The organism is Streptococcus dysgalactiae subsp. dysgalactiae (assembly GCF_900459225.1).
Lineage (GTDB): Bacteria > Bacillota > Bacilli > Lactobacillales > Streptococcaceae > Streptococcus > Streptococcus dysgalactiae.
This window is the reverse complement of record NZ_UHFH01000003.1, coordinates 1,280,365-1,302,611: the sequence shown is the minus strand read 5'-3', so window position 1 is coordinate 1,302,611 and position 22,247 is coordinate 1,280,365. Positions and strand designations below refer to the sequence as shown.

The 22,247-nt window shown below is 40.2% G+C and carries 18 protein-coding genes; all 18 read left to right on the top strand.

Translation table 11 applies throughout. The features are described from left to right. The first annotated feature begins 1 nt into the window (after nucleotide 1). The 18 genes from DYD17_RS06805 to DYD17_RS06710 all read left to right on the top strand — a co-directional run bounded on the left by DYD17_RS06805 (nucleotide 2) and on the right by DYD17_RS06710 (nucleotide 22,223). Complete coding sequence (locus DYD17_RS06805) at nucleotides 2-973, top strand: replication initiator protein A (RefSeq protein ID WP_115276435.1); 972 nt, start codon at nucleotides 2-4, stop codon at nucleotides 971-973. 11 nt (nucleotides 974-984) lie between these two features. Next, the gene (ssb, locus tag DYD17_RS06800; RefSeq protein WP_115276434.1) at nucleotides 985-1,311 is read left to right on the top strand and encodes a single-stranded DNA-binding protein; all 327 of its coding nucleotides are present in this window, start codon (nucleotides 985-987) and stop codon (nucleotides 1,309-1,311) included. A gap of 37 nt (nucleotides 1,312-1,348) precedes the next feature. Then, a complete protein-coding gene (locus DYD17_RS06795; protein WP_115276433.1) occupies nucleotides 1,349-3,694 on the top strand; it encodes a C39 family peptidase in 2,346 nt (781 codons plus the stop codon). A gap of 367 nt (nucleotides 3,695-4,061) precedes the next feature. After that, nucleotides 4,062-4,367: a hypothetical protein gene (locus DYD17_RS06790; RefSeq protein WP_115276432.1), complete on the top strand. Its 306-nt coding sequence runs from the start codon at nucleotides 4,062-4,064 to the stop codon at nucleotides 4,365-4,367. Nucleotides 4,368-4,372: 5 nt separating this feature from the next. Next, on the top strand, nucleotides 4,373-5,071 hold the full coding sequence (locus tag DYD17_RS06785; protein WP_115276431.1) for an LPXTG cell wall anchor domain-containing protein: 699 nt from the start codon (nucleotides 4,373-4,375) through the stop codon (nucleotides 5,069-5,071). Nucleotides 5,072-5,127: 56 nt separating this feature from the next. Further along, entirely contained in the window at nucleotides 5,128-9,411 is a 4,284-nt protein-coding gene (locus tag DYD17_RS06780; protein WP_115276430.1) for an SspB-related isopeptide-forming adhesin, read from the top strand. 295 nt (nucleotides 9,412-9,706) lie between these two features. Continuing rightward, nucleotides 9,707-9,934: a hypothetical protein gene (locus DYD17_RS06775; RefSeq protein ID WP_115276429.1), complete on the top strand. Its 228-nt coding sequence runs from the start codon at nucleotides 9,707-9,709 to the stop codon at nucleotides 9,932-9,934. A 104-nt stretch (nucleotides 9,935-10,038) separates the two neighbouring features. Beyond that, complete coding sequence (locus DYD17_RS06770) at nucleotides 10,039-10,584, top strand: hypothetical protein (RefSeq protein WP_115276428.1); 546 nt, start codon at nucleotides 10,039-10,041, stop codon at nucleotides 10,582-10,584. Nucleotides 10,585-10,634: 50 nt separating this feature from the next. Further along, the gene (locus DYD17_RS06765; protein ID WP_115276427.1) at nucleotides 10,635-11,387 is read left to right on the top strand and encodes a hypothetical protein; all 753 of its coding nucleotides are present in this window, start codon (nucleotides 10,635-10,637) and stop codon (nucleotides 11,385-11,387) included. A 36-nt stretch (nucleotides 11,388-11,423) separates the two neighbouring features. Then, nucleotides 11,424-11,675 (top strand): hypothetical protein, encoded by a 252-nt coding sequence (locus tag DYD17_RS06760; RefSeq protein ID WP_115276426.1) that lies wholly within the window; start codon nucleotides 11,424-11,426, stop codon nucleotides 11,673-11,675. 862 nt (nucleotides 11,676-12,537) lie between these two features. Continuing rightward, complete coding sequence (locus tag DYD17_RS06745; protein WP_115276423.1) at nucleotides 12,538-12,897, top strand: PrgI family mobile element protein; 360 nt, start codon at nucleotides 12,538-12,540, stop codon at nucleotides 12,895-12,897. Next, nucleotides 12,878-15,226: a VirB4-like conjugal transfer ATPase, CD1110 family gene (locus DYD17_RS06740; protein WP_115276422.1), complete on the top strand. Its 2,349-nt coding sequence runs from the start codon at nucleotides 12,878-12,880 to the stop codon at nucleotides 15,224-15,226. The genes DYD17_RS06745 and DYD17_RS06740 overlap by 20 nt, the downstream gene beginning before the upstream one ends. Nucleotides 15,227-15,265: 39 nt before the next feature. After that, nucleotides 15,266-17,962, top strand: coding sequence for a phage tail tip lysozyme (locus tag DYD17_RS06735; RefSeq protein WP_115276421.1), 2,697 nt, complete (start codon nucleotides 15,266-15,268; stop codon nucleotides 17,960-17,962). Between the two features lie 23 nt (nucleotides 17,963-17,985). Next, nucleotides 17,986-18,588 (top strand): hypothetical protein, encoded by a 603-nt coding sequence (locus tag DYD17_RS06730; protein ID WP_115276420.1) that lies wholly within the window; start codon nucleotides 17,986-17,988, stop codon nucleotides 18,586-18,588. Nucleotides 18,589-18,610: 22 nt separating this feature from the next. Further along, complete coding sequence (locus DYD17_RS06725; protein WP_115276419.1) at nucleotides 18,611-18,883, top strand: hypothetical protein; 273 nt, start codon at nucleotides 18,611-18,613, stop codon at nucleotides 18,881-18,883. Then, nucleotides 18,883-19,665 carry a hypothetical protein gene (locus DYD17_RS06720; RefSeq protein WP_115276418.1) on the top strand — a complete coding sequence of 261 codons (783 nt, stop codon included), beginning with the start codon at nucleotides 18,883-18,885 and terminating at the stop codon, nucleotides 19,663-19,665. The genes DYD17_RS06725 and DYD17_RS06720 overlap by 1 nt, the downstream gene beginning before the upstream one ends. A gap of 21 nt (nucleotides 19,666-19,686) precedes the next feature. Further along, entirely contained in the window at nucleotides 19,687-20,178 is a 492-nt protein-coding gene (locus DYD17_RS06715; RefSeq protein WP_115276417.1) for a DUF3801 domain-containing protein, read from the top strand. Continuing rightward, nucleotides 20,178-22,223, top strand: a complete 2,046-nt coding sequence (locus DYD17_RS06710) for a VirD4-like conjugal transfer protein, CD1115 family (protein WP_115276416.1) — start codon at nucleotides 20,178-20,180, stop codon at nucleotides 22,221-22,223. Before DYD17_RS06715 ends, DYD17_RS06710 begins: the two co-directional genes overlap by 1 nt. Nucleotides 22,224-22,247: the final 24 nt, after the last annotated feature.

Below are 22,247 nucleotides of genomic sequence, written 5' to 3'. Positions count from 1 at the left end.
CATGACTGGTTTAGATCAATTTTCAGCGATTACGCTAGAACAAATGCAAACATCTGAAAGTTTTTTTAGGATGCCTTGGGTACTTTGGGAAGATACTCATTACCAAAACTTGGTATCAGATGGCAAAACGCTTTATGGCATGATGAAGAATCGTTTAGAACTCTCTGCTAAGAATGGTTGGGTAGATGAAGTAGGACGTGTTTATATTCAGTTTTCAAATGCGGAGATTCAACGTTATTTTAATTGCTCCAAACCCAAAGCAATCAAGCTAAAAAACGCTCTAGCGGACTATGGCTTAATCTATGAAGTTAATCAGTATTCTAATGCGGACGGACAAGTGGCTAATCGTATTTATGTAGGCAATGTCATGACCTATGATGCTGAAAAATACAAACAAGAACGTATTGAACGCCAAGAGAAAGCCTTTCAAAAAAGACAAGAACAACGTCAAAAGACCCCCAGTAAAAATAGTTTACCGGGGGGGTCAAAAAAATTGACGGGGCCAGTCAAAAATATTGACCCGAATTATATTAATACTAGTAATACTAACTCTAGTAAAGATAATAATAGTTCTAGAAAGGCTGTGCCCAATTCTGATGAATGGCCACAACCTACTGAAACTGATAACACCTCTTCTCAAGCAAATTCTGTGACGTATGTTCCGCCTAAATATTATTCCCTCTTACAAGTTATTGCGGACAGGTATAACGGCAAGTTTTGTCAGATTGACCTCTTTACAGGAGATTCTCAAAATTATAGTTTAACGCATAAGCAAAAAATGATGATTGGTCAGTACTTGACACAAGAGTATATCACAAGTCATGAAGTGATCGATATGATTGAGCGAGTACCTTATGACTGTGATCATCCTCTAGCTTATCTCATGAAGATGCTTGAAAACCTCAAGGAAGAACGGCGATTGGAGGCTAAAATCGTAGCGCATAAACAAGCTGAAATGCTTTATGGAAACTAAAGGAGAAGCCAATGAATAACACAAACTTAATTGGACGACTGACCAAGAAAGCAGAACTTTATCAAACACCTGATAAGAAAACCTATGCTCGCTTTACCCTAGCGATTAACCGTAAAAAGAAAGCAGGCGGGTCAGGAAGTGAGGCAGATTTCATTCCCTGTATCATTTGGGGAAAAGCTGCTGAAAATCTTGTTAGTTGGACCGACAAAGGAACTCTGATGAGTCTTGAAGGTGAGCTACGAACTCGCAACTACGAAAAAGATGGTCAAAAGCACTTTGTCATGGAGGTTTGGTCAACCTTTTTCCAAGTCTTATCAAAGCCAGTTACTGACAATTAATCACACATCAGAATAATCAAAACTAAAGGAGACAATAATGAAACAAACAAAAGTATTAACAGGAATAGCAGTCGCAGCTTTATCGACAGGCACAGGTCTTGTGCAGGCAGATGATTTATCAAATACAAGACCAGCTAAAGCAGCTGAAGTTGTGACACATACGGAAGTGACAGAAAATCAAGTAGCTGATGTCAAAGCAAAAGCTGATGAGGCCACTCAAGCCGTTAAGGATCAGGAAGTTACAGTGAAAGCTGCTGAAGCAGAAAAAACTCAAGCCCAACAATCTTTAGTTGATGCGACAATAGCAGTTAATGATGCCGAAAAACTAGCCAGTGAAGCAACGCCAGAAGGTCTAACAAAAGCCCAAGAAGAGGCTGAGGCTAGTCAAAATGCTGTTACTGATGCACAAGCACAACTTGAAGCAGTTCAAGAGGCTGAATCAAAAGCCCAAACAGCAGTTGACCATCAAAAAGAAACAGTTGTCAAAGCGTCTCAAGCAGTTGTTGAGAAAGAAGCTGCAGTGACAAGTGCTACTCAAGCTGTTGATCATGCTAAGGCAGCTTTCACGACAACTAATCAAGCCGTTGATGTCAGTGCAGCGGAAGAAAAAGTGTTAGAGGCTCAAGAAGCGGTTACGAAAGCAGAAACACAAGTTTCTCAGGCTCAGGAAGCAGATGCAAAACATGAGTCTGATGTGAGTCATGCTAAAGAAGAGCTTGACCTTAAGTCACAAGAGTTAGCAGAAAAACAAACAACTCTAGAACAAGTCATGGCTGCGATTGAAGCAGAGCGTCTGACCAAACCTGTTGAAAATGGCACTTACTTTAACCAAAGAGATAACGAGTGGCAAAAAGCTTATGGTAATCAAACCTTTGCAGCAACTGGTTGTGTACCTAGTGCTTTGGCTATGGTTTTTTCAGAGCTGGCTAAAAGAGAGGTGACACCGACTGAGATTGCTGATTACTTATGGCATAACACAGATGAGTTTAATAAACATTATGGAGGCACGAGCGGTAAAGGACTTGTAGCTGCTACTAATCATTATGGCTTTGCTTCAACACATTTAGATAGTCAATCAACTATTATTGCAGCTTTACAAGCAGGTCATCATGTTTTGGCCGCAGTACAGAATAATAAATTTAGTCCTTGGGGACCACAATATAGTCATGAAATTGTCTTGCGTGGGTACTCAAATGGAAATACTTATGTCTACGATCCATATGAAAAAGCAAATATTGGTTGGTATCCTGTAGCTAACCTTTGGAATGAACAAAGTCGTGATGCTATTGACACAGCAGAGGTTGGAGTACCTTTCTTTAAAATAACAACTCAAAAAATGGCACAGCTCGAAAGGGCAAAAGCAGTAGCTAATGAAGGCTTAGATGAAGCTAAGCAAGCTGTTAAACAAGCAGAAGCGAATGTAGAAGCCTTAGAACAAGTTGTTGCTCAAACCTCACAAGCCAAAGAACAATTAGCTGCAGCTAAGGCTAACTTAGTCACAGCCAAAGATATGTTGGATAAGGCTAAACAAACGGCTAAATTAGCAGAACAAGACCTAGAAACGAAAACAGCTAATCTTAAGCAAGCTCAAGAACATCTAACCCTTAAACAAGATGACCTAGCTAAAGCTCAAACGGAGCTAGCAACTCAAGAGAAAAGCTTAGAACAGTTAACTCAAGTGCTTTCAGTAGCTCAAGAAAATCTTGGCCGTGCGACAAAAGCAGTTGAACAGGCTAAGGCTGACTTCACCCAAAAACAGGCTTATGTGACGAATCTTAAGCAAGTGACAAAACTGAGACAAGACAGTCAAGACAAAGTAAACCAAGCTAAGGCGGTTCTCAGTGAAGCAAGTGCTCGTTTAGAACAAGAACTTGAGACCTTAAAAACCTTGCAAGCCAAAGAGGCTGACCTAACAGCACAGTATCAAGCCATCTTTAAAGCCTATCAAGCTGTCATAGAAGCGACAACCAAACAAGAAGCTAACACAACAGCTATTGATCAAGCGATGGCAGAAAACAAAGCTATTGCTCAAGTCAATCGTGATGAAAAAGCTAGGGTTGATGCTTTTAACGCTAAAGGAGAAGAAGCTGTTCCTGTGGTCAATGAAGTAGGACATGTAACAGATTACGTGTCTGGGACAACACAGTTGGCTGATGCTGTAGCAGTGAGAACAGAAGAAACATCATCACAGACAATGAACACTTCCTCTGTTAGTGCACAACCGATGGTCAAGCAAGGCCATCAAAAGGTTCTTGATACTGTCGCTACTTCACAAAGTAGCCTTCCTCAGACAGGTGAGCAATCCTTATCACTTTTAAGCCTATTAGGAATGACTATCATCTCGCTCCTTGGCCTAGTCTCTGTTAAAAAGAAAGCCGAGTAAGCTAATGAACTGAGCAGTTTATCTGCTCCAACCAGCAACTGTTAGAGTGGATTTATCCCTTAGTCTTCGCCTACAGTTGTTGCTTCGAGCGGGTAAACGAGCTCATAGTCCTTTGTCAACTAAATACCCCCACTGTCCTGATCAGCGTGGTCTAAGCATAAAAGAAAAAAGGGGGCGGTGTTTGTAACTAGAAAAGGATAGCTAGTGCTGACCACTTAACGTAAAGCCAGAGTTTGACCTGTCCTCTAAGGCGAAGGAGTTTGCGGTACCTAGACTAAAAACCGTGTGTCAAAACTACCGAGAAGAGGTGACAGACCTCTTCCAGCATGGCTGTTCATTTCAGCCTTCTAACATCAAGGAGAAACCAATGATTGATGAAAATGAAACAGTAGTCACCCTAAGTGACTTAAAACAGTTAGGAAAACAAGGAGGCGCTACCGCGCTCTTAGAAGATGGGACACTGATCACTCTAAGAGCAAGACATGCGACTCGAAGGACAAAAGGGTATGTGGACGGCATCCTCAAAGAGATTGATGTCATTATCCCTTACCCAAAGATTTTAAACCAGATACGAACCATCAAATCCCAAAATACTTTAGTGGCTCGTAGAATCAACCGACAAAGCCCACTACGTTTAACCGGTAGGGGGTATCACCGAAAAGGAAAGGAATAACGTTTATGACAAAAAAACAATTACTTAGTGTCCTCACAGCGACCACAGTGGCCCTACTCACAACCTCTCTTGCTTACGCAGATGAGACCCCAGTGCCAGTGGATCCGACTGCTCCTTCAACGGAAGTGGTCACTCCTGCGCCTGCTCAACCTGAAAAACTACTAGACACCTTAAAACCAGAAGAGCCAGAAACTCCAAGAGAAGAACGACCAGTTCCTGTGGATCCGACCACCCCATCAGCTGGTAAAGAGGACAAGCCAGAAACTGTCCCAGGTCAGGCTGAAACGCCTAAAGAGGAAACAAAGCCTAAAGAAGAAGTAAAACCTGAAACTCCTAAGTCTAGTGAAGACAAGAAAAAAGAAGAGCTTGTCCCAGATAATGTCTCAAAAGACATTATTGAAAAGGTGGATACCACGACAGGTGAAGTGGTCTTTAAACCGATTCCAGTCACACCAGACAAAACAGTTATCGGTACTAAGGACAGTCAGGTGATTATTCGTGACCAAGCAGGCCGTACACAAGTCGTTACCCCTGAGAGCCTTGGTGGCTACGTTAATCCTAATGGTACCGTTACACTTAAAGACGCTACAGGTGCTGAAAAGACGCTACCAAAGACAGGTGATAAACAAAGCGTGCTTGGTTACTTGGGTATGATGTTAATTTCGGTTTTAGGCTACGCTGTCAAGAAAAAAGTATCGCACTAATCACATGACCTGGGAATGTCACAAAAAGCAACCTAGAAGAGAGATGAGAAAATAACATGAAACAAATGGAAACTAAGGGTTATGGCTATTTTAGAAAAACAAAGGCCTATGGTCTTGTTTGTGGTATTGTTTTAGCAGGGGCTTTGACGTTGGGATCGACAGCTTTTGCGGATGATGTAACTTCTTTAAACCCAGCGACTAACTTAACAACGCTACAAACACCTCCAAGAGCTGATCAAACACAGCTAGCTCATCAAGCTGGCCATCAGTCAGGTGAGTTAGTATCAGATGTGAGCGACACTGAATGGGACAATGCTGTCACAACAGCTCAGGAAGCAGGTGTTGCTGTAAAACAGTCTGAGAAGGTCACGCATGATAGCTTATCATCTGCGCAAGCCGATTTAGAGAAACAAACTAAAGCTGTAACAGAAGCTACAACTAAGCAAGAAGCTAATACAACTGCTATTAATCAAGCAGTTTCGGAAAATAAAGCTATTGATCAAGCTAATCGTGACGAAAAAGCTAGAGTTGACGCTCTTAATACTAAAGGAGAAGCGGATACTAAGGCAAAAAATGAAGCGGGTCAAGCTCAAGTAGATGCGCAAAATAAACAAGCCCAAGAAGCGGCTGATACTATGAATGCCCAATTAAAGGCAGACTATGAGGCCAAGTTAACTGAAATCGAGCGAATCAAGGCTGAAAATGAAGCTATCCGTCAGCGCAACCAACAAGCTAATCAAGCAACTCATCAAGCTAATCAAGCAGCACAAGCTACCTATCAAGAAAAGTTAGCAGAGATTGAGCGCATTAAAGCTGGAAATGCTGCCATTCGTGATCGTAATGCTAAGGCCCAACAAGAAGCAGAACGTCAAACCCAAGTGCTCCAAGCAGCTTATGAAGCAAAATTGGCAGAAATCAAGCAGATTGAAGCTGAAAATGAAGCTATCCGTAAACGTAATGAACAAGCAGGTCAAGCAACGAATCAAACCAATCAAGCAGCACAAGCAGAATACCAACAAAAATTAGCAGAGATTGAGCGCATCAAAGCCGAAAATGCCGCTATCCGTGATCGTAATGCTAAAGCTCGACAAGAAGCAGAGCGTCAAACCCAAGCGCTCCAAGCAGCTTATGAAGCAAAATTAGCAGAAATCAAGCAGATTGAAGCCGAAAATGAAGCTATCCGTAAACGTAATGAACAAGCAGGTCAAGCAACGAATCAAACCAATCAAGTAGCACAAGCAGAATACCAACAAAAATTAGCGGAGATTGAGCGCATCAAAGCCGAAAATGCCGCTATCCGTGATCGTAATGCTAAAGCTCGACAAGAAGCAGAGCGTCAAACCCAAGCGCTCCAAGCAGCTTATGAAGCAAAATTAGCAGAAATCAAGCAGATTGAAGCCGAAAATGAAGCTATCCGTAAACGTAATGAACAAGCAGGTCAAGCAACGAATCAAACCAATCAAGTAGCACAAGCAGAATACCAACAAAAATTAGCGGAGATTGAGCGCATCAAAGCCGAAAATGCCGCTATCCGTGATCGTAATGCTAAAGCTCGACAAGAAGCAGAGCGTCAAACCCAAGCGCTCCAAGCAGCTTATGAAGCTCAATTATCAGCCTACCAACAAGCACTACAGGCTAAAAAAGAAGCTGAAAACAAAGCTATCGATCAGGTTGTCTTTGGAATTGATGCAAAAGCCAACGGTGTTGATAATGCAGAATATGGTAATTCAATCATGACTGTTACAACGCAACCAGATGGTACTTTTGTTTTTAAGCATGACATGATCGATGGTGTTAAAACAATTGGGCATGGGACTTTAACGGGTAAAATTAATCATCATTATGAGGCTAATAAAGATGGTAGCATTACAGCTTATATTGATAGTGTAACATTTGATAAGTATGAATATCAAAATGTAGCTAAAAATGACGCAGTTGATAAAAATATTGCTTTTCGTATTTTAAGTGCCACAGGTCAAGAATTATTTGTCAAAGCCCATGATGGTGATAAAACTTTTAGTGAAACTTTAAATAAGACAGTGTCTCTTAAGTTAACTTACCAACTAAAACCGCATGAAGCTGTAAAAGATATCAAAGTATTTCAATTGCATGATGACTGGGTACATGATACACATGGTTCTGCTTTAGTTTCTTATACTAATAACAATGATGCTGTGCCACATGTAGAGGTACCAGACAAGCCAGTACAGCCTGATATAGTTACACCAAAAGTTGAGCAAGAAAAACCAGTCCCAGAGGCTCCTCAAAAGCCAACAGATGGTGTTCCAAACTTAGAGAAGGAAAAGCCTGTTCCTCCAACCCCAGTTAAACCAGAGGCAGTTAAACCCGCTTTAGAGCAAGAAAAACCAGTCCCAGAGGCTCCTCAAAAGCCAACAGATGATGTTCCAAACTTAGAGAAGGAAAAGCCGGTCCCACCAACCCCAGTTAAACCAGAGGCAGTTAAACCTGTTTTAGAACAAGAAAAACCAGTCCCAGAAGCTCCTCAAAAGCCAACAGATGATGTTCCAAACTTAGAGAAGGAAAAACCAGTCCCACCAACTCCAGTTAAACCTGAAACGGTTAAGCCAGATCTCAAGAGCTTTACGCCAGAGATTTATAATCCGATTAAACCAGTTGTGAAACCCCATGTCACCGTTCCTGAAAAGGTCGTCTATGAGGTTATGGTTCATCCTGTTCAAGTGAAACAAACGCCAACAAATGTTAAGTCTGTTACTAATAGTGATCAGGTTAATATCGATGGACAACTGGTACCAAAAGGATCAACGGTAACGTGGGAGCTTGTTAATACTTCTCTCAAAGCTGGTCGTCAGGACATCACAAGCTATGAACTAACTGATCCACTACCAGATGGTTTTGAGTTAGATGTTACCGCCACACAAACCTTTTCTCCTGATTGGGTGATAACAACGGATGAAGCAGGGAAGGTTAGTCTTAAGGCTTCGCAAACCCTTTTGGAGCACTTCAATGCTAAACGTGACCAAGAAGCAGAAGTCCCTAAGGTATCATTGGTTGGTCGTTTACTGAATGATGCAGGAACTTATCACAATACCTTTAAGACGGTGGTCACTACTCCAACTGGTAGCTATATGGTAACCTCTAACACACCAGTGATTTATACACCAGGGAACGATCCGAAAACACCTCGTAACCCAGGAGGAGATAATCCAACACCGCATGATAATCTGATTCAGCCAACTAAAACCATTGTGGATGACAAGGGTCAGTCCATTGATGGGAAGTCTGTCTTGCCAAACAGCACGCTGACTTACCTGGCTAAGCAAGATTTTGATCAGTACAAAGGGATGACAGCTGCCAAAGAAAGTGTCATGAAAGGCTTTATCTATGTCGATGATTACAAGGATGAAGCGATAGATGGTCATTCACTCGTTGTGAATTCAATTAATGCCGCTAACGGAGATGATGTGACCAATCTCTTAGAGATGCGCCATGTGTTGTCTCAAGATACGCTTGACGATAAGCTAAAAGCACTCATCAAGGCATCAGGCATTTCTCCAGTCGGTGAATTTTACATGTGGGTAGCTAAAGACCCAGCAGCCTTTTACAAAGCTTATGTTCAAAAAGGGTTAGACATTACCTACAACTTGTCCTTTAAACTTAAGCAGGAATTCAAGAAAGGTGACATTACTAACCAAACCTATCAATTAGATATGGGCAATGGCTATTACGGCAACGTTGTGGTTAACCACCTGCCTGAATTAACTGTTCATAAAGAAGTGCTTGACCAAGATGGTAAGTCTATCCAAAATGGCACAGTGAAAATCGGTGATGAAGTAACTTATAAATTGGAAGGTTGGGTCATCCCAGCAGGTCGTGGCTATGACCTAACAGAATATAAATTTGTGGATCATCTTCAGCACACGCATGACCTCTACCAGAAAGACAAGGTCCTTGCGACAGTTGATATTACTTTATCAGATGGCATGGTAATTTCAAAAGGTTCTGATCTCGCTCAATATACAGAAACAGTATATAACAAAGAAACAGGACAATATGAATTAGCGTTCAAGCAAGACTTCTTAGCTAAAGTCGTTCGTTCTAGCGAATTTGGTGCAGATGCTTTTGTGGTTGTTAAACGCATCAAAGCAGGTGATGTGACAAATGAGTACACTTTGTATGTCAACGGTAATCCTGTGAAGTCTAATAAAGTCACCACTCATACGGCAGAACCACCTCAACCTGTGACACCTAAAGCACCAGCTTTACCATCCACAGGAGAGCAAGGGGTATCTGTACTAACGGTTCTTGGAGCAGGTTTACTATCACTTTTAGGCCTTGTGGGACTTAAAAAGCGTCAATAGTAAGCAGTTAATGGATAAGCCATCAAAGCAAGTTGCTTTGGGTCTATCCATTCTCTCTAGCAAGTGACTATTAGGGGAGATCTCCTTTCCCTTCAAAAATTAGCCGAAAAAGTTTACTCTTAGTTACTTGTTAGGGTGAGTGGATAGATTTTGGTTTATCACTAGAGTAGTGACCGAAAAGTCATAAAACTAAGTAACCAGGAGAACTAAAAAAAAGATGAGACATAAGGCTTCCTGGTTTGTTCAAGGCTAGAACCTTCTAGCCTTGATTTTTATGAAGAAAGGATTGATAAAAATGGATACAGCTGTACGTGTTGTCACCGCTATGGGAGCAATACTTGCGATTGTCGGACTGGGATGGATCTTGACAGGAGCTTTTGATTATTTTGCAGGTCGTAAAAACGGAAGTCCTCAGATGATGGACCAGGGGTTTACTTCTATGATTTCAGGAGGTGCCTTGGCGGTAATTGCTGCTGGTGTAGCAGCTGCGATTGTAGCTGCTATGCGAGCTATTTCATTTTAAACCTAGTTTAGAAAATGTGGCTAAAGAAACGAAAATGGATCATCCATTGACCTAAAATATGGTATAATAGAGATAATAAAGTAGAACGAGAGGAAGGGAAGAAGATGTCTGAAAGCTTTGATTATGTGGCATTTGCCAAGGACTTTGAAAAGCGACACGGTCGTCCACCAACAGCTGAAGAACTTGAACAAGGGATTGATCTTTGGGAAGGAATTGTCGCGTTTCATACACCAGAAGAAACACAAGCTGAGATTGAGCGTATCAATGCTTCCTACAGACCAAGCTTATGGGAACGCTTAAAAACAGGGCTCAGCTTTGTGACACGAAATTTCTTTAGAGCTCTCCTCATTCTTATTCAATCACCAGTCTATCTCACCCTCTTCTTTTTTAATCTGATTAAATCTGCTTTTGCTGTAGTAGTTATGTGTGTTGTGACAAAAGGTATTGTTGGAGTTTTGCTGGCTGAGTTTTTAACTTGGCGCAATATAAATACCTTGATGCAAGCGCCAGCTCTGCTTCGTTTTTTCGCACAGGATTTTATGACGAATGCCCTAGAGCCAATTTATTTTACTGAAATTGACATCATAATCTGTATTATTCTTACACTATTCGTAGCATTAGTAACCACTTTTTCAAAAACAGAAGCTTAATACTTAAGAACCTTTCGAGGTTCTTTTTATTTTTGACAGAAAGGAGACCGATGAAAGATATACTTTCAGAGCTAACCAAGGGACTAGGAAGCTACAATTCCTCAGTAAATAATTCCATGACTGCCGTTAATAAATCCCTCATGGCCATTGGATACATTTTAGTATCCATTTTATTTTTAATTGAGCTGTTATCTTGGTATCGTTTTATTCGTAACCAGGGGGGAGAGATGACGTGGAAACTATTCTTAGAAGTGGCTGTTAAATACTTCATAGCCTACTTTTTAGTTTCCCAATCAGGAGCTATCCTCAATGCCATTTTATGGTTTACAAACGGTGTGACCAAAATTATTGGTATAGATTTAAGTGGAAGTAATTTATTTGAATTTAAAGCCTTGAAAAAAGGAGCTTATGGAATACGAACAGGTCTTAACTTCCTAGCATATCTAATTGGAGCGGCAGCTACTATGTCTATAAAAGTTATGGTATTACTTCGTTTTATTGAACTCTATTTCTATAAAGCAATTGCTCCAGTTATCGTTGCTTTTTGGATGGGAGATGATACTAGACCTATTGCTAAAAATTTTCTTAAAACCTTCGGAGCCGTTGCTCTTCAAGGAGCTGTTATAGTATTGTTTCTTTTAATTTGGCAAGGTTTTAAGATTGATACTGCAATACAGTTGGATAAGAATAATTGGTTAGGGACGTATGCACCAGCGATCAGTTACATAGGTAAGTGTGTTATCTTTTTAATTTTGTTATTTGGTTCTCAGCGCAAAGCCAAGCAGTTATTACAGGTTTCATGATAGACCAAGCTCTATGATATATGAAAGGATAGTCTAATGGAATTAGAACAACTGAAACAAAGACGAGACGAACTTACCCGAGATAATGAATGGATGGACGGTCTCATCAAGGAAAAAGAAGAAGAGCTGTGGGAGCTGAAAGTCAGAAGTATCGCTGCTTCAGAACTCGCTCGCTCTGCTATGCAATCAGCTATGCGTACTGCTGGAATTGTTGATTCTTTTTATGGGTTATCTACTCAATCATCAGATAATCAAACCAACTATGACAGAAAGGAGCCCAATGTTTGAAAGACTCTATAACTATATGTTTAACTATCCGATAAGAATCTATGAACCACTGCTGATAGTCATATTCCTTTGGTTAAGTCGCATAGCCATAAAAGTGATTAAAAGCAAGAAGGTGGATTATATTGCCGAGAAAATACCTCCGTCTCATTGGGATGCCAAAGGCTTTGAACGTCCCGAACAGGTAGGACTATTGGAATATAAGTATAGACTGGTATTTGCCTACATTGAATTTGTATGTTGTTGGATTGTTGCGATACTCTATTGCTTAATCATTTTTGTTAAGTGCTATAGTTTTATCAAATAAAATAGGACAGTTATGATAGAACCACAAATGGTAATTATCTTTTTATACGGATTATGGGAGTTTACGTAGAGAGCTGTGATAGTTTCTAATTTATCAAAAAGAAATAGCAGGAACCCCAAAAGGAGAATTGATACTTCTAGGAGATTCTCTTTTGATTGCCAAAATAGCAGGAAAACTCCCTCGGGCTTCGTCCAAGCATGGTATAAGACGATGAATGTGGTGATATTCCAAATACCATACAGTACTGGTATTGCCATTTTGTTATTGAAGGATAAGATATCATCAATCAATTTAGCCCCTAGGTATAACATGGTCAATAGCTTATAACTGAATACCAGCTCCATTATCCCAAACGGGATAACAGGCATATAAGAGGTGAAAACAGTTATGACCATTTGAAATGTTTCAGGCATGATAATAGCCGTTATGAACAAAACTAAAAATAAAGGTTGTAAAGTTGGGATGATTTGAAGCGAATTTGCTGAAAATTTGAACATGTACCTTTTTCTCCATTCCATAGATATTATGGATATTATACCACTTGAAGAAAGGAGACCAATGAACAAACTAGGAAGTGAATTTTTTAAGGCCATAGATCAATTTGAGCGAGGCATTATCGGAAGTTTTACCTGGAGACAAATTCTGATGTTTGTGGGAATTGTCTTGGGGGTTGGATTTGCGACAGTTATCTCATTGCTGCAGCTGCCAAGCATTCTCTTTTACCTCTCGCTAGTTTTAACCGTGCCACCGGCCTTTATCTATGGCATCAAAAAAGATGAACACATCAAAGAAGTGATTACCTTTAGGCTCAAGGTGCAAGAAAGAGCCTACCAAACCGAATATGAAAGTGAGGAAATTCATGGTGCGTTTATTCCCCAAAAGGGTGTCCAAGAATGGAATGACCCTAATGAAAACTGAAAAAGAACGAGCAAAACAATTACAGAGAGCTCTGAAGGCTAGTACACAAAATACAATTCAGTACACCTCTCTCTTTGAAGATGGACTCATGCACATTGTTGATGAAACCTATTCCAAGTCTTGGCAATTAGGCGATACGAATTACATCACAGGTAGTGAAGACGAAAAACTAGATATTATTGAATACTATGTTGATGCTTTAAATGGTCTAGATAGTGAAAATACCTATCAGTTGACGATTCTTAATCGTCCTGTCCCTACAACCTTACTGGATCAGATTACCTATGACTTAGAAGGTGATGAGCGAGATGTCTTTCGGAAAGAATACAATAATATTATCCGTTCTCGCTTTGCAAAAGATCAAAATAACTTTAAAGTGGAAAAATTTGTGACGGTCTCGACAAGGGCTAAAGATCGGAAACAAGCTTACCGTAAGTTAAATGATGTTGATACCCATTTTACAACACAGTTTCAATTAGTTGATGTCCTTCTCAAGTCGTTAGATGGGACAGAAAGGCTCAATATCTTTGCGGATTTGCTGAGAGGGAATCCTTACCTCGATGTGGACTATAAGGATGTGAGAATTTCAGGTCTGAGCACTAAATCCTTCATCGCTCCTGGTCGTCTTTGGTTTCAACCTGACCAGTTTATGATGGATAAGAAATATTGTAAGATTCTCTTTGCCAGAACTTTCCCAGCCTTCCTTAATGACCGACTCATTAAATCCTTAACAGACATTGGGATTGAATTAGCTATTTCCATTCATGCCCAGCCTTATGACGTTGCTGAAGCGGTGAAAAAAGTCAATACAGCTGAGGCAGGTGTGAAAATGGACATGGTTAAATCTCAAGTGTCTGCTGCTCAAAAAGGGATTTCTAGTAATTTAGCAGTTTCTAGTGTTGCTCAAGATACGGCAGATGAAGCTGAAAAATGGAAAGCAGAAATCAATGACAACGATCAGAAAATGTTTTCTGGTGTTTTTTTGGTTATGGTAAAAGCTGATAGTGCTGAAGAATTGGCAGACTACACAAGTCGCATCAAACAGGCTGGACGCAAACACGTGATAGAATTTGAGGAAACTTATTATCACCAAGAGGAAGCGCTCAATAGTATGCTACCGATTGGAAAGACTTATATCGATGTTAAACGTCGCTTTATGCGAGATATGACGACAACCAATATAGCTACCCAAATTCCATTCACTAATACAGACTTACAATCTCAAAGTCCACTAGCTAATTACTATGGTCAAAATCAAATTTCTAATAATATTATTTCTCTTGACCGACAACGGGATTTATATACGTCTTCAGGTGTTATTCTTGGGTCTTCTGGGTCAGGGAAGTCTGTTTTTGTTAAAATAAACGAAGTCATTCCAGCTATTTTACGTTTTCCAAACGATCGGGTCATCATAGTCGATCCCGAGGAAGAGTACGTGGACATTGGCCATGCCTTTGGTGCTCAGGTTATTGATATCTATCCAGGAACGAAAACCCATTTTAATCTCATGGATATTCCTGATCTGGATAAGCTTCGAGATGAAGATAAAGATTTTGTAGGGCAAAAAGCATCTCTTATCATGGGACTCTTTGAAAATATCCTTCAAGAAGTGACTGACGATGATGTGTCACTTATTGACCGTGTCACTCGCCTTTGTTATGAACAGATTACCGATCGCATCCCAACCCTAAAGGATTGGCATGATATTCTCTTGGAACAGCCTGAAGAGGAAGCGCAAAGTCTCGCTCTAAAATCAGAATCCTATACCAAAGGATCTCAAGATATTTTTGCTTATGAAACGAATGTAGACCTCAATAACCAAGTTGTTATTTTTAACTTGAAAAAACTATCTGGGAAATTAAAACCCTTTGCCATGATGGTCATTCAGGATTATATTTGGCAACACGTCGTTGATCACAAAGATGAGTTTGTGACTAGGGTTTACTTTGATGAGATGCAGAATCAATTTGAAACAGATGACCAGGCAGCTTTCTTTTCTAAAATGTATGCACGTATCCGTAAATACGGGTCAATCCCAACAGGGATTACGCAGAATGTGGAAACATTGCTTTCTCGGAAAGAAGGTCGCAACTTACTATATAATAGTGAGTTCCTCGTGCTCTTAAAACAAAAGAAAACGACCATTCCCTACTTACTAAAAACCATTAATCTAACCGATGCTCTCGTTCGCTATATTGAAAAGCCAAAAGCGATTGGAACGGGCTTAATTATTGCAGGTACAACAACTGTCCCATTTGAAAATCCTATTCCTGAGGATACAGAATTATTTCGCTTAGTCGCAACCGATGCTTATCGAAAAATGGAGTAAGAATAATTAGGACGTTAATCAATATGAAAGGAGGCAACCGTGACAGAAGAAAAACAAGACCTTAGAAGTCGAGTTGTAAGAAAACGTCAGATTAAAGCAAGTGTCCACAGGCATAACCAGTCTTCCGCTAGAAAGGCTCAAAAAGCAGCGAAAGGAGAGCTTCAAGTAGCCACTAAAGAGTTAAAAGAAGCTAGAGAAGCCTATCAAAAAGCACAAACAGACTTTAGGGCTGGAATAATAGACGACGAAGCGCTTAAAAAAGCTCAGGAGAAGCTAAAACAAGCTAAAGCTAAGTACAAGGATGCTAAAAAAGTCAAAAAGAAAGTACGCAAAACCAATCCAACTCTTAGTCAAAAAGCCAGACAGACAGGTAGGCGTATCACTAAACGAACAGGTCAAGAAATCCTAGAAATGGGGTTAGAACAAGATGATACTTTATCTGATTTGGTGAGAGCTAAGCATCAGATTCGTCAAACCCAAGCGATGGCTAAACAAGCAGGACGTGCAACCGGTAAAGGTATCAAATTGACCTATCGTAGTGCCAAGGGAACGGTAAAACTAGGAGCTAAAGGAACTAAGTACGCCTATCATCAAACACGAAAAGGAAGCGTAAAAGCTACTCAAGAAACGGTTAAAGTGGCTTCTAAAACCACTCAAACTCTTGTGGCTACTTCAAAAGCATTAGTGAGCGCCATTACGCCCATTATTGCTAATCCGATAACCTGGGTTGTGACTGGAGTCATCAGCTTGCTTTTGTTAATCGTTATCCTGGTATCTTCGGTCTTTTCGAGTAATGTGGTCCAACAAAATGAATTTACTCTCAATCAGTCCTGGCTTCATATTTCAAAGGTAGACCGTCAGAAGTCTTCTGATAAGGTGGATTACTATACCGATATTGATTCCATCTTACTCTATATGAATTACCGCTATGGTGGAGAGTGGGAACCTGATGCCAGGTGGGACGATGGCTTTGGTGGAAAAGTCACAGGTGCTTTAGGTTTCAATCACTTCTCAGATGCCCTAGATGATATTTGGAAGGAAGAAAACCAAGATATTGATCACCTAAAAACCATGGCTGAACTCTATACCAATGGGAAAGAGTGGATCAAGTTCTCAAAAGATGATCTTGAGGAATATAAGGAGATTCTAGATAGTCAAGCCGAAACGGGCAAATTCTTAGCTTATCAAGAACTTTCTAACCCCTTCTATTCATCTAATGATGACAAAGCAGATTCAGAATACTTGACTGTGGCAAAACGCTATGGCTATACTGATCAAGCTACCATTGATCCAACGACGACACTTCAAGCAAAAGCCAGTCAAAAGTTGTATGCGGTTATGGATGGTAAAATAACTGTTACCACAAAAGACTTAAAGGGTGAAAAAACGAAAACCACTAACCTCATTATTGAAGATAAGGAGGCCCGCTTTATCTATTATGATGTCTCAAATAGTCGAGTGAAGACAGGAGATAGGGTTGAAACGGGTCAAGAATTAGCTACGGTTTCAGGAAGCACCCAAAAAATAGCGTATGCTAAGTGCTACGGGGAAGTAGATGATAAAGATGCCGCATGGTTAAAAAATATTAGGGATAGAGAGGTTCCTTACGGCTATACGATACAAACAAAGAAGGATAAGAAAGAAGTTTGGGTACTCACCAACCCAGGCTTTTATTTTCCCTTTGTGAAGTATGCAGAAACAACTATTGTGACTCAAACCCCATCTGAAATGGGTGGTCGAGCCAAGCAATTCTATGATTTGGTTAAAAAATATTTGCCCCAGGCAACCGATAATGGAATTGCAGCTATTGTAGGTTGCTTTGGAGTAGAGTCTGGCATCAACCCTAAGCGAGCTGAAGGGGACTACCTCAGCCCGCCAGTAGGCGCTTCTGACTCTTCTTGGGATGACGAGTCCTGGTTAACGTTAGGTGGCCCGGCCATTTATGGCGGTGGCTATCCGAATATCCTTCATCGAGGACTCGGTTTAGGACAATGGACAGATACCTCTGACGGTGCGAATCGTAATACGTTATTACGAGCCTACGCTAAACGTAAAGGTAAAAAGTGGTATAGTCTAGAGTTACAAGTTCAATTTATGTTGGAAGGGGATAATCCTTACTACATTAACATCTTTAAACAGATTGCGACTGGGCACAGTGATCTGAATAGTTTAACAGCCGAGTTCTTAGCCAAATGGGAAGGTGTACCTGGTAATAAATTAGCTCAGAGACAAGCTATTGCCAAGCAAGCACTTTCTTGGTTTAAATACCCTAATATTGTAGGTGGAGGTACGCTTGCTTCATCGTATAACTTCCCAGAAGAGTATCGTTCTAGGTTTCCTAACCCACCAACCCAAAGAGCGATGACGACACAGGCTGGTAATGGTTATCCTGTAGGACAGTGTACTTGGTATAGCTACAATCGTCTAGTGGAGCTAGGTAGTATTACCGATTTATCAGGTTCTTATGGCTATTTAGGTAATGGCCAAAATTGGGTGGCATCTTTGGTTGCTAAAGGCTGGCGATATAGTCCAACTCCCATCAAGGGAGCTGTTGTTTCAACGGCGGGCGGTTTTGATGGGACATTTCCACAATGGGGCCATGTTGGGATTGTAGAAGTGGTTAACCCAGATGGCTCATTTTTAGTGTCTGAACTCAATTATGGGGGGATTCAACATAAAATTCACTATCGAGTCTGTCGCCCAGCTCCTTTTTATAGCTTTGCGACACCTAAATAATAAAACAAGAAGGAGAAGTAATCATGATTGATACAGTAAAAGTAACCTATTTTAAACGAGCGATTGGGATCGTTTGTCTTATTCTAATATTCTGTATAGGATTTGGATTTGGCCAAATGGGTAAAAATAGTCAAGATAGTTCAGAAACAAAAGTATCAACGACAAATAAGTCTGATGATAAGCGGCTGAATGAATCATTAGTCAAGAAGTTTCTAATTGCTTATTATACGAAGAAAGATTTAGAAGAAAATCGTCAGCGGTATAAAGAGTATATGACCGAAGGGCTTTATAATGCGACAGTCTCAGAAGAAAATAAGGCTCAGAGTCAAACGTATAAAGGTTATATTATTAATTACGCTTTTGAATCAGCACAAATCTATATTGATCACATCAATCATCAAGTCATTTGCAAGGTCATTTATACAAACGATCTTTTAAAGGAAAAGAATAATTCAGAAGGGGCACAAAAGGGAGTTGTCAATCATACAACCATTCAATTAGATTATGCAAAAGTTCATGGTAACTTTTTAGTGAATCACATGAGCACCTTACTATTAACAGATTCATCTGACTTAACAGAAAGCGAAGAAGCTTATGGAGCAATTACGCCTTCAGAAACAGACTAAAGAAAGTAAAGGAGATAAGAACATGACAAATGAAGAATATATTAATCAAACCAGTTCATCAAAAAGCCGTCGTCAGAAATCCACTCAAGAACGTTTAGAGGATAAGATAAAACAGCTAGAAAAAGCACAAGAAAGTCAAGACGCTCTTCAAAAGAAAATCAAAACGCTAAAAGATGATATTGCCATCTTAGAAAGCAAACGCCAACAGGAAATTATGGCCGAATATGGTATTGATTTACACGGCTTAGAAGCTATTTTAGCCACTCACAAAGAAGAATTTGGAGGTGAAGGGTAATGTTTCGCATTCAGAATCAATCTGATGGGAAGGAACAGGAATTTCAGAATCTGGCAGCTCTTCTATATTCACTAGAAGGAGAGGAAAAACGGTGCTTGCAGTTAAATATGAGGACTAGCTTTTATCTGTTTCATCTGGATAAAAACGAAGAGATTATGGAATCAATGGAAATAACCATCCCATCTCAAGAAGACAAAGAAGTTCAGGAATTAATCGGTGAATTTGGACGAAAGGGGGATGCTAAGAAGCCGTTCTGGAAACGTTCCGAATCAAAACAACAACCACAAGCTATTAATAGTTCAAATTCCAATGATTCCCAATCTAAAACGGGCGTCTTCAAGTTAGTAAAAGGGCTGATGTGGTTGCTGCCGATGGTACTATCGATAGCGAGTATCTACTTGTCCTTGGAGACCTTGCAGTTAGTTAAGACACAACCGCAGGTGACTCCCAAAGGAGAGACGGTAGTGACCAATCAAAAGGCAGATGTCTTTTGTCGCTATTTCATTAGCAGTTACTTCTCTCAAAGTCTCAATTTAGAAGATTACTTATCAGAGAAACTTCCTAAAGAAGATTTTAAAACAGAGAAAGTCATACCAGTCAGCGTCTTACTGGAAAGTCAGGAAACAAAAGGGGATACAACCCTTGTGACTTATGTAGTTAATATCAAAAAAGCACAAGATCATGTATCAAGTAAGCGCCTAACACTAGCCGTCAGGGCTGATAAGAAGGCTCAGTATGGCTATCTTGTTATCAAAAAGCCAAGACTAACCACTTACCCCTAATGAAGAAAGGAGACGAAGCATATGGATCAAGAACGAGTTATGGAAAAAGGGTCACGAGTCACCTTGGATACAGGGAAGCACTTATTTCAGTTTTTAGCTTATGCTGTTAGCCAAGGAGCTAAGACTTATAAAGAGCACAAACAATCAGGGGAGATGTCCTGGAAGGATTTCAATCAGTTACCCCGAACAAAAGATCATATCGACTTTGAAGAGGCTGAGGTTAATCTTGAAAAATTAAGAAAAGAACTCAAAAAGTCAGGGGTTAACTTTCACTTTAAAAAGAATGGAGATGGCACCAAGCAAGTCTGGTTTGAAGCTACTAATCAACAGGTCATTCAAGAAGCTCTCAGGAAAATCAATCAGGAAATTGTGTCTAATCCAAAAGAAGCACTAGATAAATACATGAAGAAATCTCATGAATTAACCCCTAAACAACAGATTGAAAACCTCAAGAAAACCTCTAAGAAATCAACGGAAGCCGTAAAAAACAAGAAGAAAGGAAAGGGGATCTGATGGAACTAAAACGTAAACGATTGCTTCCCTATCTTCTGCTCAGTTTGCTTATAGCCTACCTGACACATCGTGCTTATATCCTTTATTGTATGGCACCACAGACAGATATGACTAATCTCTTTGCCCCCTATACCTATGTTTTTGAAAAGATAACGGAACCACCTTACTTTTATTGGAATACTAGCCCACTAGCAATTCTTTCTGCACTAGTGGGCTTTTTTGTTGGCTTATTTTTCTATCTAAAGATTAGATTAGATGGTAATTATCGGCATGGAGAAGAATCGGGTTCAGCTCGTATGGCAACAGCCCAAGAATTAAAAGGTTTTCAAGATGAAGAACCAAGAAATAATATGATTTTCTCGAGAGAAGCTCAAATGGGACTCTTTAATAAGCGCTTGCCGTTTGAGCGGCAACTCAATAAAAATGTCTTAGTTGTAGGTCTGCCTGGAGATGGAAAAACCTACACCTATGTAAAGCCAAATCTCATGCAAATGAATTCCTCTTTTATCGTAACGGACCCTAAAGGGTTGCTTGTCCGAGAAGTAGGAACAATGTTAAAAGAAAATGGCTATCAAATCAAAATCTTTGATCTGGTTAACTTAGCCAATTCGGATATGTTTAACCCCTTTAGGTATATGAGATCAGAATTGGATATTGATCGCATTACAGAAGCCATTGTCGAAGGGACAAAAAAGGGAGATCGAGAAGGAGAGGACTTCTGGAATCAGGCCAAGCTTCTTTTGAACCGTGCTTTACTTGGCTATCTTTATTTTGATAGCCAGGTGAGACATTATGAACCGAACTTATCAATGGTGGCAGATTTACTTAGAAATTTGAAACGCCCCAATGAAAAGGAACTCAGTGCAGTTGAGAAGATGTTTAAGCAATTGGAAGAAAAATTACCAGGTAACTATGCCTGTCGACAGTGGGAACTCTTTAACAGTAACTTTGAGGCAGAAACCAGGACTAGTGTCTTAGCTATTGTGGCCACTCAGTACTCCATTTTTGATCATGATGCTGTAACAAATCTCATTAAGACTGATACGATGGAGATGGATACTTGGAATACCGAAAAGACAGCAGTCTTTGTGGCCATTTCAGAAACTAATAAGGCTTATAGCTTCTTGGCTTCCACATTCTTTACAGTTGTTTTTGACCAATTGACTCATAGTGCAGATGCTATTATCCAAGGTCAGAAGAAAGGCTATGAACTGAAAGATTTATTACACGTGCAATTCTACTTCGATGAATTTGCCAATTGTGGTAAGATGCCACACTTTAACGAAGTCCTAGCCTCTATTCGTAGCCGTGAGATGTCTATTAAAATCATCATTCAAGCCATTAGTCAACTAGACAGCCTATATGGTGTACCTGCTAGAAAATCGATGATTAATAACTGTGCAACGCTTTTATTTTTAGGAACCAATGATGAAGATACCATGAAGTATTTTTCGATGCGTGCAGGTAAACAAACCATTACCCAGACCAGTTATTCGGAACAACGGGGACAGCGAAGAACAGGGACGACCAGTAGACAAGCGCATCAACGGGATCTTATGACCCCAGATGAGATTGCTCGTATCGGTGTCGATGAAGCCTTAGTCTTTATCTCCAAACAAAATGTTTTTCGTGATAAGAAAGCCATGGTATCAAATCATCCTATGAAAGATTGGTTAGCTAATCACTATCAGGATAAAACATGGTATCACTATAAACGCTTTATGGAAGAAGGTGCGGAATTTATTGATGCTGTCATGACAGGACAAATTCCAGAAGACCACATTTGGGCTCCTGATATGTCTAACTACCAAGCCTTCTTAGTAGAAAACGGCTTTGACAACACACGTCAATCAGCTCCTGAGACGTCAGTTAATGACCAAGTCCCTGTAACTAATCCTGAAATGCCTTCAGAAAGCTCCTCTCAGACACCAGAAACCTCTAAAAAACTAGTGGATATGGGTACTGGAGAGATTTTTGAACTTCCCCCTGAAGACCGAGAAGATTTCGGAGAGATTTCATTTGAGGATCAACGAGTGGAGGTTTAAGGCTTCCATTCTTTTTGTTTTAGC